Origin of the sequence: Aliiglaciecola sp. SL4, from assembly GCF_041538045.1 — a bacterium.
Classification (GTDB): Bacteria; Pseudomonadota; Gammaproteobacteria; order Enterobacterales; family Alteromonadaceae; genus Aliiglaciecola.
In genome coordinates, this window is record NZ_JBGOSE010000022.1 from 1 (window position 1) to 13,907 (window position 13,907).

Annotated in this window: 8 protein-coding genes; 3 read left to right on the forward strand and 5 right to left on the reverse strand. The window is 41.7% G+C overall.

Going from position 1 to position 13,907, the window contains the following annotated elements; genetic code table 11:
* Positions 1-133: 133 nt before the first annotated feature.
* Positions 134-982 (reverse strand): LysR family transcriptional regulator, encoded by an 849-nt coding sequence (locus tag AB6T38_RS18805; RefSeq protein ID WP_348489839.1) that lies wholly within the window; start codon positions 980-982, stop codon positions 134-136.
* A 154-nt stretch (positions 983-1,136) separates the two neighbouring features.
* Here AB6T38_RS18805 and gcvT point away from each other — a divergent pair, with 154 nt between their 5' ends.
* The 3 genes from gcvT (at position 1,137) to gcvP (ending at position 5,742) form a co-directional block, all read left to right on the forward strand.
* On the forward strand, positions 1,137-2,216 hold the full coding sequence (gene gcvT, locus AB6T38_RS18810; protein WP_372548759.1) for a glycine cleavage system aminomethyltransferase GcvT: 1,080 nt from the start codon (positions 1,137-1,139) through the stop codon (positions 2,214-2,216).
* 73 nt (positions 2,217-2,289) lie between these two features.
* Positions 2,290-2,679, forward strand: coding sequence for a glycine cleavage system protein GcvH (gene gcvH / locus AB6T38_RS18815; protein WP_348489843.1), 390 nt, complete (start codon positions 2,290-2,292; stop codon positions 2,677-2,679).
* A 162-nt stretch (positions 2,680-2,841) separates the two neighbouring features.
* Positions 2,842-5,742 carry an aminomethyl-transferring glycine dehydrogenase gene (gcvP, locus tag AB6T38_RS18820; RefSeq protein WP_372548760.1) on the forward strand — a complete coding sequence of 967 codons (2,901 nt, stop codon included), beginning with the start codon at positions 2,842-2,844 and terminating at the stop codon, positions 5,740-5,742.
* A gap of 144 nt (positions 5,743-5,886) precedes the next feature.
* On the opposite strand, the gene drt2 is transcribed toward gcvP, so the two are convergent.
* From drt2 to AB6T38_RS18840, 4 genes are all read right to left on the reverse strand, one after another.
* The gene (gene drt2 / locus AB6T38_RS18825; protein ID WP_372548761.1) at positions 5,887-7,170 is read right to left on the reverse strand and encodes an antiviral reverse transcriptase Drt2; all 1,284 of its coding nucleotides are present in this window, start codon (positions 7,168-7,170) and stop codon (positions 5,887-5,889) included.
* A 338-nt stretch (positions 7,171-7,508) separates the two neighbouring features.
* Positions 7,509-8,738: a restriction endonuclease subunit S gene (locus AB6T38_RS18830; RefSeq protein ID WP_372548762.1), complete on the reverse strand. Its 1,230-nt coding sequence runs from the start codon at positions 8,736-8,738 to the stop codon at positions 7,509-7,511.
* Entirely contained in the window at positions 8,731-10,353 is a 1,623-nt protein-coding gene (locus AB6T38_RS18835; RefSeq protein ID WP_372548763.1) for a class I SAM-dependent DNA methyltransferase, read from the reverse strand. Before AB6T38_RS18835 ends, AB6T38_RS18830 begins: the two co-directional genes overlap by 8 nt.
* A gap of 35 nt (positions 10,354-10,388) precedes the next feature.
* Positions 10,389-13,475, reverse strand: a complete 3,087-nt coding sequence (locus AB6T38_RS18840; RefSeq protein ID WP_372548764.1) for a type I restriction endonuclease subunit R — start codon at positions 13,473-13,475, stop codon at positions 10,389-10,391.
* Between the last annotated feature and the right edge of the window lie 432 nt (positions 13,476-13,907).

Here is a 13,907-nt window from a genome sequence, read left to right on the forward strand (position 1 = left end):
CGCGGGGCTAAAGCCACCGCCTACAGGTTGATTTGTAGGACGGGCTTCAGCCCGTTGGTGTTTCTCGGTTTTTGCGCGGGGCTAAAGCACCCGCCTACAGGTTCTTGGGATAGGGTTAACTTCCCACCGAGGGTTAAGACTTCAACCTGGCCATAATGAAATCGGCTAGGGCGCGACTAATTTGCGGATGTTGGGTGTCGAGATTGAACAGACATATTTTTATCTTGCCCAACTGAGGTAACGACTTGTGGCGAATTTCCTGCAATGCACTGGGCAAACTGGAACGTGCTAGCGCGGTAATGCCTAAACCTTGTTGTATGGCTGCTATCAACCCATAAAGGTCGGCATTGGTATAGGTGATCCGCCAGCTGGTGGTTTGTTGTTTGAGTTTTTCAATCACGCGAGAGCGATAAACACAGCCATCTGGCGCTAAAACCAATGCGACTTTGTTTGCACTGATGGCTTTATTGGCATCACCCACCCAAATCAATTCGTCTTCCAATACCACTTCACCCTCGGTTTGTTGGTCTGGGTGAACGAGGGCTAGCACCAAATCAAAGTCCCTATGATTTTTATCGTTGAGTAAACTACGACTTAATTCTGAGGTCACTTCTAAAGCCACGTCTGGGTATTGTTTACTGAATTCACCAATGATGCTGGGTAGTAAGGTAGTGGCAAATTCGCTCGGTATTCCTAATCGCAACCGGCCTCGTAAAGAGGATTGTTCGAATTGTCGAAATATGTCGTCATTAATTCCTAACATGGCTCTAGCTTGTTGCAATAGTGCCTGTCCATCTTGATTAACTAACTGGCGCTGACCAATTTTGTCGAACAAACGACGCCCTAATTGTTCTTCTAACTTCTTAATTTGCAAACTAATTGCAGGTTGAGAACGGCCCAGCATGTCGCCAGCTTTAGCAAAGCCACCTAGCTCTACAACGGTCACAAAAGTGCGTAAATGGTCTAACGATAGCTGTTTCATTGATAATGTTTAGACTTAAAGTTCATTTGGAATACTAATTTAAGTAATTTAATACATTTAAAAAAATTATGTAAGCATTTGAATTATCAATTTGTCCCAGAGCCGAGTGATTTCTATACTGATAATTCAAAGTGACTCAATCAGGTGAAGGTAAATGACCAACAAAACAGTTTTACACTCCAAGCATATTGAAGCCGGCGCTAAAATGGTGGACTTCCATGGCTGGGAAATGCCGATTAATTACGGTTCACAAATTGAAGAACATCATGCAGTGAGAAAAGATGCTGGCATGTTCGATGTGTCACATATGACGATTGTGGATGTAAAAGGCAGTGAAGCTAAAGGCTATTTACGCAAATTATTAGCTAACGATGTTGCTAAATTAACTGAAAAAGGCAAAGCACTCTACAGCGGCATGCTGAATGATGAGGGTGGCGTGGTTGATGATTTGATTGTTTATCACTTCGATGAAACAAATTATCGTTTGGTGGTTAACTCGGCTACCCGTGAAAAAGACATGGATTGGCTGAATAGCGTGGCCAGTGGATTTGACGTAACTATTACTGAAATCCCTGATTATGCAATGATTGCAGTACAAGGTCCCAACGCCAAAGAAAAAGCAGCTACCTTATTCTCCGATGCGCAAAAAGAAGCCGTTGCGGGAATGAAGCCATTTTTTGGTGTGCAAGCTGAAGATTTATTTATTGCTACAACGGGTTATACCGGTGAAGCAGGTTACGAAATTATGGTGCCTAATGAAATGGCAGCGGATTTCTGGCAACGTTTAATTGAAGCGGGTTTTGCACCTTGCGGTTTAGGTGCTCGCGATACATTACGCCTAGAAGCCGGTATGAATTTATATGGCCAAGACATGGACGAAACTATTTCTCCACTTGCGGCCAACATGGCTTGGACCGTTACTTGGGAACCAGCAGACCGTGACTTCATGGGGCGTAAAGCACTAGAAACACAAAAAGCAGAAGGCACTCACAAGCTAGTTGGTTTGGTAATGACCGATAAAGGTGTTTTACGTACCGGTCAAAAAGTGAAAGTGTCTGAAGGCGAAGGTGTGATCACCTCGGGTTCATTTTCTCCAACATTAGGTCATAGTATTGCCATGGCAAGAATTCCTGCTACAGCCGATACCACTGCTGAAGTGGAAATGCGCAAAAAGTGGGTTACCGTTAACATTGTTAAACCTAGCTTTGTTAGAAACGGAAAAAGTGTTCTTTAAAAGGTGAGTTTCCAACACCTTTAGTAAAATTACGATTAATTAGTTTAATAAAAACCAAAATTTAGGAACGATTATGAGCAACATTCCATCAGAATTACGTTATGCATCCACTCACGAATGGGTTAGACCTGAAAGTGATGGCACTTTTACCGTGGGTATCACTGAACATGCCCAAGAACTTTTGGGTGATATGGTATTTGTTGAATTGCCAGAAGTTGGCGACGCTGTAGGCGCTGGAGATGACGTAGCAGTAGCTGAGTCAGTAAAAGCGGCTTCTGATGTTTATGCCCCAATCACAGGTACTATAGTTGCTGTAAACGAAGACTTGGAAAATACCCCAGAACTAGTAAACAGCGACGCGTTTGGCGAAGGCTGGTTATTCCGCATTGAAGCTGAAGATGCTGCAGAAGTGGAATCTTTATTAGATGCTGAAGGCTACGCAAACAGTATCGACGAAGACTAATATTGGTTATTAATTAAATACTCGCCCCTGTATTTTTTTAAGATTACAGGTGGCGAGTATTGTCTATTGATAGCAGAAAAAGCTCAGTTGAATTCAAATATATAGAGAGCTTTTGCATTTCTATTTCCAGTATCACATTGTTCAAATTAAAGGCACTCATTCATGGCTAATACTCCGTTTTCACTCGCTCAGCTAGAACAGACCGAAGATTTTGTAAGGCGTCATATTGGCCCTAGCGAAGGCGAAATGGCAGAAATGCTCGAATTTGTTGGCGCTGAGTCATTAGACGACTTAATGAAACAGACCGTTCCTGCAGGTATCCGTTTACCAGAATCCCTAAACATTGGCGACAGCATAACCGAAGTACAAGCATTACAAGAACTCAAAGACATCGCTGGTAAGAATCAAATTAACCGCAGTTTCATCGGCATGGGTTACAGCGATACCATCACTCCCAATGTGATACTCCGTAATGTGTTGGAAAACCCAGGTTGGTATACGGCTTATACGCCTTATCAGCCAGAAATTGCTCAAGGTCGATTGGAAGCTTTATTAAACTTTCAGCAAGTAACAATTGATTTAACCGGACTAGAACTTGCCTCAGCTTCACTATTAGATGAAGCAACAGCGGCGGCTGAAGCCATGGGGCTTGCTAAGCGTGTGTCGAAAAACCGCAAAGCTAACAGCTTCTTTGTGGCTGACGATGTGCATCCACAAACCTTGGACGTCATTAAAACCCGTGCAGAAATGTTTGGTTTTGACGTAATTGTTGGAAAAGACGCAGAAGCGGCCTCTCATAATATATTTGGTGCGTTATTACAGTACCCAGGCACCACAGGTGAAGTGAAAGATCTCACCGATATCATCAGTGCATTACATGAAAACAAAGCCATAGTAGCCGTTGCAGCAGATATTATGAGCTTAGTGTTGTTAAAATCTCCCGGTGAAATGGGCGCAGATGTGGTGCTAGGTTCTGCTCAACGATTTGGTGTGCCTATGGGCTATGGTGGTCCTCATGCTGCCTTTTTTGCCACTCGTGATGCATACAAACGCTCCTTACCTGGCCGTATCATAGGGGTTTCTAAAGACACTCGTGGTCGTCCAGCCCTGCGCATGGCATTGCAAACACGTGAGCAACATATCCGCCGTGAAAAAGCGAACTCAAACATTTGTACCGCCCAAGTATTATTGGCAAACATGGCCTCGTTTTATGCGGTGTACCATGGTCCTCAAGGTCTAAAAACCATTGCCACACGCATTAATCGTTTTGCAGACTTATTAGCTGCCGCGCTAACCCGTCATGGCTACGCACTTAAGCATAACACTTGGTTCGACACTATTACCGTGATGGTCGATGATAAAGATGCGCTAGTTGCACGTGCTGCAGAAGCAGGCATGAATTTACGCGCTAATTTGGCCGATAACCTAGTGGGTATTTCAGTTGATGAAACCACTACACGTCATGATTTAAAAGGTCTTATCGACTTATTCTGTGGTGACACTCATGGTTTCGATATTGAAATGATGGATGCAGAAATTACCACTCAAGGCTCGAAGTCGTTACCTACACATTTAGTGCGCACAGATGAAATTCTGAGTAACCCAGTATTTAATTCTTACCACTCAGAAACTGAAATGTTGCGTTATATTAAATCTTTAGAAGACAAAGATTTAGCCTTGAATCATTCAATGATAAGCCTGGGTTCTTGTACCATGAAATTGAATGCCACAGCGGAGATGATCCCTGTGACTTGGCCTGAGTTTGGCAAATTGCACCCGTTCGCACCAGTGGAACAGGCACAAGGTTATAAGCTAATGATTGATGAGCTAAGTGATTGGCTAATTAACATTACCGGATACGATGCCATGTCGATGCAACCTAACTCAGGTGCGCAAGGTGAATATGCTGGTCTAATCGCCATCAAAAATTATCACGAAAGCCGTGGAGAAGGGCACAGAAACGTGTGTTTAATCCCAAGTTCAGCCCATGGAACTAACCCTGCGTCAGCGCAAATGGTTAGTTTAAAAGTGGTTGTGGTTAATTGTGATAAAAACGGTAATATCGATTTAGCTGACTTGCGCAAAAAAGCCGAAGAAGTGGCTGAAAACCTGTCTTGTGCAATGATCACTTATCCTTCAACCCATGGTGTTTACGAAGAAACCATCAAAGAAATGTGCGACATCGTACACGAGTTTGGCGGTCAGGTTTACATGGACGGTGCCAACATGAACGCCCAAGTGGGAGTTACCTCTCCTGGTTTAATCGGCGGCGATGTTTCGCACTTGAACTTGCACAAAACCTTCTGTATTCCTCACGGTGGCGGTGGCCCTGGTATGGGACCAATAGGTGTGAAAGCGCACTTAGCGCCATTCTTGCCTAATCACCAAGTGATAGACACCGGTAATACCACAGTTGGAAACGGCGCAGTTTCGGCAGCGCCATGGGGCAGTGCATCAATACTTCCAATCAGCTACATGTACATCAAAATGATGGGTAGCGAAGGCCTCAAAAAAGCCACCGAAGTCGCTATGCTGAATGCCAATTACGTGGCACAAAAGCTCGAAGGTCACTATCCGGTGTTGTACAAAGGTCGCAACAATCGTGTCGCCCACGAATGTATTATCGACTTGCGTCCCGCCAAAGAAACCTCAGGTGTGACCGAAATGGATGTGGCAAAACGCCTAAACGACTATGGTTTCCACGCACCCACAATGAGCTTCCCAGTGGCAGGAACGCTGATGATTGAGCCCACAGAGTCGGAAGCAAAAACAGAACTAGATCGCTTCATCGAAGCCATGATCTGTATACGCGCTGAAATGGCAAAAGTGGAAAGCGGCGAGTGGGATGCAATTGACAACCCACTACACAACGCTCCACACACCCTAGACGACATCTGCGACAGCGACTGGAACCGTGCTTACGACAGACAAACCGCAGCCTACCCAGTACCGTCAGTGGCAAGAAACAAATTCTGGCCAAGCGTAAACCGCATCGACGACGTATATGGCGACCGCAACTTGATCTGCTCATGCCCAAGCATTGAGACCTATATGGAAGATTGATTTTTTGTGCCGAGCAATTAAGTCTGCGACTGGTTTTAATCAAGCCTGCGACAATAATTAACTCTGCGACTGGATCACTTAATTTGTTAAATTTAAAACCCGCTTTTTAGCGGGTTTTGTTTTCTGTAATTGTAGTAGAGATTTTCATCTATCTATTTCCTTTTGGAGCCTTGACCACATCGGCTTAAGTTGCTTTTTAATCGAATTAGACTGCATTACTTTAGCAGCCCTGTATCCATACTTTAGGAAGTTACGCCGACCAAGGTGTGAATAACGTTCATATAATTTCTTTTTTCTTAGTTGTTCAGTTGGTGGATTACCGCTTTTAACCAGCTCCGAGTTTGTTCTTTTAACAGTTTTTCTGGCTAACCGTACACCAGCTTTCATTCGATTCGAAAATTTTGCTAGTGCAGCCGATCTTATAAGTTTTCTTTCACCGTCAAAGGTAAAACCTAAATACTGTAGTGACTTTCGATCCTTACATCTTAATTGGCCACCGTAACGATAAAAATCACGTTTTTCTGTTTTTTTAGTATTTATGTCTAGCTTTAACTTCTTTATCTCGTCAATTGCTAGCGTTTCGACATAGTCTCTAAGAGTTGGCTTTGTGATAAAGAGCATATCGTCACAGTAGCGGAAATAGTAGCCGCCCTGTTCCTCTAGAGCATTTTTCATTTTGGTATCGAAATTCAACATGTATATATTGGAGAGGAGAGCACTTATCGGTGAGCCTTGCGGTATCCCCCTATTTTGCTGATTCTGTTGAATCAGTCCGGCTCCTCGAATTTTTTCTCTGAATTCTTCTGCTGTGCATGCTCTATAGCGATTATTCTTAGGGTTGTTGGCTGAAATACCTAATTCTTTAAATAAAAGCTGTCTATCCACATAAGCATATTTTGTAAGTGACTTGAAAACGGAAAAGTGATCTTCAGAAAGCAAGGGTACACCTAACAACTCCGCCCACACTTTCTTTAAAACTAGATGATCTAAGTTGTCAAAAAAGCCTGTAATATCCAGCCCTAGGACACTGCATCTACCTCTCATTTTGATGATCTCAAATGCATCATTGGCAAAGTCGATATTGTTTTTACCTAGACTTCTGAAAGCCAAAACATTGTTATTTAGCGATCTAGTTTGAATTTCCTTTTCGTATAATCCTGACAGCAGCCACGAATAATAAGCATAAATATGAGAATCTAAATGCGCTGCATATTTAATTTCTCTTGTTTTCCATTTTTGTTCTATCTCTCCGTTATCATTAAGCTTTACCTTAAAGGATTTAATATTGTAGTGAATCAACGGATAGAAAGGGTGAGCAGCAACCCGTTTGGGGCTATTAACTAGCTTTTGTGCTGTTTTGAAGGATACGGGTGAATCGAAGTGAAGATAACCCCTACTTCTGAACCAAGGATGCTTTTTATTACGCATACACCCTCCGAGTAGGAAAGTGCAAAACCTGAAGAAGTGTAGGATTGTGGCCTTCCAGCATCTTCCTCAGGCTTAACAAACGTATCTTACTACGTATTCGTAGTGCATTAAGCACCGGGCCACGAATGTCAGATATGATGTATAATATCGTTATCACAGGAGTGTTAGGAATGAATCCATTAGTTACCTGCGGCTGCTCAAGACAGTTATTCCAGATGATTTGGAACTTTCTGCTTGACAGCTTGTGATATACCTCACGCCCTAAAGATGTGAGCGTTATAAATAATAGAGTAAAAATAGAGTCCATTCAATTACTTCCTTTTTTGTCATTTTTAGCGCTAACTATTGCTGATAGTTACTTGTCCGTTCATTAGCATAGGTAAGAGCCAATTCCTCAATTCAACTAATTGTTTGTTTTCTTTAAGTGTTAAGGTTAGTTTTTTGTCAATTCCTGTTCTAAGTTCCTTATACCGATTAAGAATGTTAACTGGTGGTACAGGAATTTTACACCAATTAACACCGTCCAAATTAAGATGGAGAACTAAAGTACCACTAGCAAAATGTTTGATATAACGGTGGTAGTGTTCTGAATTGAATAGAGGCTCTAGATACTGAGAATTAACTAACTCTGAAGGTATTACTTTTGCAACGTCACAAGATATCAATATATCCTCATCAAACAAATCGGGAATGGTAAACGCTTTTCCAATAATATCGGCATTCCTAGTAACGTCAGTGATCGCAATTACTAAGTCTCCAGCTGAAACAACTTTATGCTCTTTATAAGTACCGGAATAAAACTTTAGTCCCTTATGCTTATATTGACCGTTTAAGTTAAAGGAATTCAAGTTAATCATCGGGATGCCAGTCCCAATTATATCTTTACTTTTGTAGGAAATGCCTCTTTCGAATCTAAGTAGTTGACTAAGTTCTTTCACCAACCAACCCTCGGGGATTTCGCGCTTGAGTTCTTGGTTGTAGACCATTTTGCCGCCAGATGATTTGTAGGGGCTGCCGTTGGCGTCGGGGAAGTCGAATTGGACAAACCAGTAGTCGTAAATAAGCTTGGCCATGGCTTCTAATTCGGCATTGATTTTGTTGTTGAGTTCTATTTTTTCATCTAATACCGAAAGGACTTTTGCTAATTTTTTTTGAAGCGAAATTGGAGGTAACGATATTGTTCTGCTTGATATATCTGGAATTGTAATTTGAGGTTGACCTGAACCTGTGCCAGTTTTTCGATTTTGCTTTAGGTTGTAGTAAAGATAGTCTACGTCCAGTAGTTCTCCGTGCGGTATTAGTGATAGTAGCCTGACGATAGGAAAGTAAGGCTCTTTTCTAATCGCAACAAACCCAACATTTGAGCCCCTTGCAGCCATTGTCACAGCCGGATCGGTAATCCGTGGAATGTCAGTGTATCCCTGTAACCCTTTGTCTTTTTCCGCGTTTGCAAATACAGGTACATTTTTTGAAGATGTCCTGACGAGACTAAAGTTTTTTGGCTTATCGCCTCCCGCAATAATTTCGGAGACATCGCCTAAATGAAAAGTATTGAAATGATTAGTCATACGATAGGCTCTTCAACTGCTTTTTAATCTGCACTTCTAGTTGACGAGATTCATTAAAAAATGAGTTCAGATTGCTGGAAATTTGCTGCAATCTTTGTTCAAACTCGTCACTGGTGATATTCACATATTCAATCTTTACTTCAAAATACTGCCCTGCACTGAACGAGTAATTTTTAGCTGCAATATCGTCATAGCTAACTACTACGCTGAAGTCATCTATCACTTCTTTGCTATTAAAAGTATTGATGATCTGGTCTTCTTCTGCATACGTCAGCACAGTTTTTTGGTTTTTACCTTCTTTTACAGTCTCACCAAGGTTTGAAGCATCGATTAATACCACATCGCCTTTGCTAGCCTTATCAATAAACAATATAGATACGTTTGTGCCTGTATTGGCAAAGATGTTAGAAGGCATGCTCACTACACCTGCTAACATTTTCTCGTCTATTAGCTTTTGGCGTATTTTTTTATCGATACCACTTTGTGCGGTTATAAACCCTGTAGGTACAACCACTGCGGCCTTACCTTCAGCTTTTAATGAGAAGATAATGTGCTGTAAGAACATCAGGTAAATAGCCATTGATTCTTTCTTTTTAGCAGGTGTTTTTGGCATGCCTGCAAAGAAACGCTCTTGGTTTTCTTTGGTGTCAAGGTCGGCACTAAAATCAGAAAAGTCCAATTTGAACGGCGGATTTGATACCACATAGTCAAACTTTTCTAGCTCGCCACTGGCCTGCTTGTGGTAAGGGTCGAGTATGGTATTGCCTTTGATGATGTTGTGGATTGAATGCACTAAATCATTTAGCACAAGGTTTAAGCGCAGTAGGCTAGATGACTTTTGCGAGATGTCTTGTGAGTAAATAGTACATTTGTCTTCACCTATTTGGTGAGCCAAATTCATCAATAATGTGCCGGAGCCTGCGGATGGGTCGTAACAAGTGGCATTGTTTACTTCAGTGCTTACCAAACACCGCGCTATGATTTTAGATACCGCATGAGGGGTAAAATACTCGGCGTATTTACCGCCGCTGTTGGTGTTGTAGTCTTTAATAAGGTATTCAAAGATAGTGGCGTAAAAGTCGAATTTTTCGTTGAAGATATTCTCAAAACTAAAATCCACCAGTTTGTTAACAATAGCCTTGCAGAATTGATCGCGGTTATCGGTTACGTATTTACTGAGGTTTTCGAACAATACAATTTTTTCGCCGCCCTCGGTGAGTACCGAGAAGATATCGCTGTTGTCTTTAGCTATGTCGGTTAGGGTTGTATCGAATATCTCTGAAAAGTTTGGTTTGTCTTGTTTGTTAAATAACGACGAGATGAAATGATCGGGGCGAACACGCGCAACGCTTGGCTTTAGGCGCATATTGAGCTTTGCTACTTCTTTGTCTGATAGGTTGGCAAAGGCGTGTTCCCAGTTATCGGCTTCGGCTAACTGCTGGTTAAGTTTTTTGATTTCAAAAACGTATTTGTCATTTAAAAACTTATACAAAAATACTTGGGTAATGACTTTAAATTCGTTGCCGTCGTTACCTAGGCCAAAGTTGGCGCAGACCTTTTTAATGTTATCGATTAGGGCTTTGGTTTGTTGTTCAAACTGCTGTGTTTTAGTCATATTCTACTTAATGTAATGCTATTAAAACGCTTGGTTTATTGGTAAGCCGAGCGCCCTTGGTATTCGTTCATGTATTCTCGGACCACCAATTGGTTGATCATGTCTACTGCGTCGACTTCAAGGTCGATACCTTGTTTGTCTTCAAACTCGCTAAAGATAATGGGCGGGATCATCTGTTTGATGAAATTCTCATTATCAAGCATTTTAGCGTTTTGCTGAATTTGTATATCTACCGCTGTTTTTAGGCCTTTTAGCGCCTCGAACAATTTGCTTTCGCTGTCGGTTAGCGGATCTTTTTCCATCAAACGTTTATGTAAACGAGCGTATTTTTCGTCGTTGTCGTACTTTGCTCTGAGTAGCTGGTTTCGTCGCTCTAGCTCTTTTGCCCGGTTATAGATGGCGTTGAGTGCAGCGATGTTGCTCTCCATTTGCTCTTTAGACACTTCACTTAAGTTTTTCTTCTTAAACAAGCGTTCCAGCTCTTGCTTAAGTGACACAAATTCTGGATCTTTAGGGTCAAAGTTACCACCGAGTTTTTCTCGCGTTTTTTGCAACGTATTTTTAAGCTCGTCTGCCAGTACCAACTCTTCTTCTTTCACTTTGGTAAAAGCAAAGACCACGTCCTCTAGTGCCACATTTAACAGGTTGGTGGTATCGACGTTGTTTTCTAATGCTTCTTTAGTGTTGATCAAAGCTAGGCGGTTATTGGCCTCTCTCGACAACACAGTGAGTTTTTGAAAATCCAGCTTTTCGAGCATTTCGTAATCGCCCGATAAGCGGATGAGATTATACAGACTTTTGGCGTTGTTGAGTGCTTGGGTGATCTTTAGCATTTCACCACGGGAGTCTATTTGGCTGATTTGTTCTGAAAACACCTCGGCGTTTTGGGTATCAAAATGAAACAGCGCATCTTTAATGGCGTGTATGTCTTGTTCGATTTCTTGTTTAGTTTTAAACAGGTTGCTGTAGTGCTCGATTTCGTCACCCAGCTCTGATTGCAGTTCTTCGAAATAGTCTTTATTGGTTTGTTCAAACTCACTTTCGATATCGGCAAAATCTACCACATAGCCGTAACTAAACTCTTTGTAGGTACGGTTTACGCGAGTTAGAGTTTGCAGCAAGTTGTGCGAGCGTATGATCCGGCCAAGGTAGAGCTTTTTGAGGCGTGGCGCATCAAAACCCGTTAGCAGCATGTTGTACACAAATAAGAAGTCGATTTTGCCTTCTTTGAATTCTTCGACCAGCTCTTTGCGCTCTTGCTTCGTGCCTGCATCGTGCAGGATAAGCGCTGCGCTAGTCACTGCACTGTTTTGTTTTTTAATTGCTTGGTAACTTGTCGATTGCTCAGCAATCTCATCAGCAGCCAAAATGGTGGGAGCTGGCTGGGTGTACTTAAGCTGAAAAATCTCGTGCATCTTCTTGGCTTGCTCTGAAGAGTCGCACACCACCATGCCGCCGATAGAATTGTCGTTCATGGCTATACGGGATTGTTCAAAATCTTTAACGATGTAATCGAGCATTGGGTCTACAAATTTTTCGTGGGCATAAACAACTTTTTTGTCAGCGTTACCTTCTAAAATCTCTATTTCTTCTAAGGTTTTTTGTAAGTTGAGCTTGTAGCTGGTTTCAATGTCCTCACGGATAAGACGCAGGGTGTAACCGTCTTTAATCGACGCGTTGTAATAGTATTTATGAATGTAACCACCAAACAGTGATTTAGAGTCGTATTCGTCGCCCAACAGTGGCGTACCCGTTAGACCAATTTTAATGGCGTTTTTATCAGCTTGCTCAAGGTTAGCTAAAAAGCTGCCCCTAGGGTTGTAGCTGCGGTGTACTTCATCTAAAAAGAACACCCGCTGCATATTAACGTTGTAATCAATATTTTGAATAACCGCTGGATCATCCTGAAACTTTTGAATATTAACTACTGTGATTTCGCGTTGTCCAGAGGCATTATGCACCGCTGCTGTTTGCTTGATATCGTTAGCAAAGGCCTCGCGTGAATCGATATTGTGAACTTTCAAGCCACGGGCTTTAAATTCGCGCCCAGCCTGAATTAGCAGGTCTATTCTATCAACAATAAAGTAAAACTTAGCAATCACGCCATGTTGCTGAAAATAATCAGCAAGGTATTTTACGTTGTAATAGGTTAGTGCTGTTTTACCGCTGCCTTGGGTGTGCCAAATAATGCCTTTTTTGGCTCCTTGGTTAAGTTTGCTTTCAATTGCCTTGGTAGCAAACATCTGCGGATAACGCATCACATGCTTTTGTAGGCCTTTTCGCTCTTTCACGTAGGCTAAGGCATATTGCAATACAAAAGAGAGGCGCTCGCGCTGTAACAGCGACGTACAGATACGATTAGTAGGTGTAGTGGGTTGTTTATTCTTAGCAAATTCGGGAGATTGCTTGATACTTAGAAGGTTGTTGTCTTTTAGTACGCTTAGTTCGTCCCCATCACTTACAGTGCCAAACAAAGTGCTTAAGTCAAACTCCTGCTCTTCTCTAAAGTAATTAAAACCGGGCTTTTGATACGAGGCTGTGGCGTAGAATGCGCCTTCAATAGGGCGAGGTGAACTGTCGTCGTATTCCATGTTGTTAGAGAAGATCATCAACTGGGTTAAGTTCACAAACTTTCTGAACTTGCTGTTTTCAAAACGAGTTTGAATGCGCTTGTGCTCGGCCAAAACCCCGTCTTTATTGTTTGGGCGTTTTACTTCGATAAATACCAAGGGCATGCCGTTAATCAACAAGATAATATCTGGGCGAAACTCTTCATCGTCTTTTTTGTAGGTGAGTTCGGTGACTACGTGAAAGCTGTTGTTATCAAAGTTTTCAAAATCGATAAGACGTGTACCAGACGTTGCGGTTATTTTTTCGTAAAACGCTTTACCTAAGTCTTCGTTTTCTAAACATAACGAGACTTCATCAAAACAGAGTTTTGCCTCGGCATCGGTAATGGTAGGGTTGATGCGTTTGATGCTGCTATGAAATAGGAAAGTGAAGATATTAGAGGATTCGTCCCACGTAACGCTTGGATCTTTAAGAGACAAATAACCATAACCAAGGCGCATTAAATGCAAAATTGTTGGGATTTTTACGCGAGAGTCTTCATTAAACTTCATACTACATAACATCCTTATTGATACGACAATACATATCCATTTTGCACTACCAGCTCAAAGTTTGCGACTGGTTTAATTGTAATTTAATTAGCTTGAAAAAATAATACCAGAATTATGCGTTATCAGTGCGAAAATAAAAATCAGTTATATCACCAAGACTTTGATAAATATAGTTAATCTTTCAAGTTGTGTAGCCATATCATAATAGCAACCCGGCCACTTTTGCTCTCAAGCAATTCAAGAATACTTAGATTACAATTGCACAGTATGGGTTGCGAAACTTTCAAAAAAAACGCTTGTTCAGACCAATTGCTGACTCGTCTTATCTCTGCAAATAGTAATAATTTCTGCTCATTAATTTTGATCATAGTTTTGCTTGTGGTATTGATATATCAGTTAGCATGCCAGCTTTGTGTAGCGCTGACCATATTG

Bases quoted from the DNA above. Each gene is read 5' to 3' on its own strand.
- AB6T38_RS18830 (WP_372548762.1), bottom strand. From the start codon at position 8,738: ATGACTAATCATTTCAATACTTTTCATTTAGGCGATGTCTCCGAAATT.
- AB6T38_RS18835 (WP_372548763.1), bottom strand. From the start codon at position 10,353: ATGACTAAAACACAGCAGTTTGAACAACAAACCAAAGCCCTAATCGAT.
- gcvT (WP_372548759.1), top strand. From the start codon at position 1,137: ATGACCAACAAAACAGTTTTACACTCCAAGCATATTGAAGCCGGCGCT.
- AB6T38_RS18805 (WP_348489839.1), bottom strand. From the start codon at position 982: ATGAAACAGCTATCGTTAGACCATTTACGCACTTTTGTGACCGTTGTA.
- gcvP (WP_372548760.1), top strand. From the start codon at position 2,842: ATGGCTAATACTCCGTTTTCACTCGCTCAGCTAGAACAGACCGAAGAT.
- AB6T38_RS18840 (WP_372548764.1), bottom strand. From the start codon at position 13,475: ATGAAGTTTAATGAAGACTCTCGCGTAAAAATCCCAACAATTTTGCAT.
- drt2 (WP_372548761.1), bottom strand. From the start codon at position 7,170: ATGCGTAATAAAAAGCATCCTTGGTTCAGAAGTAGGGGTTATCTTCAC.
- gcvH (WP_348489843.1), top strand. From the start codon at position 2,290: ATGAGCAACATTCCATCAGAATTACGTTATGCATCCACTCACGAATGG.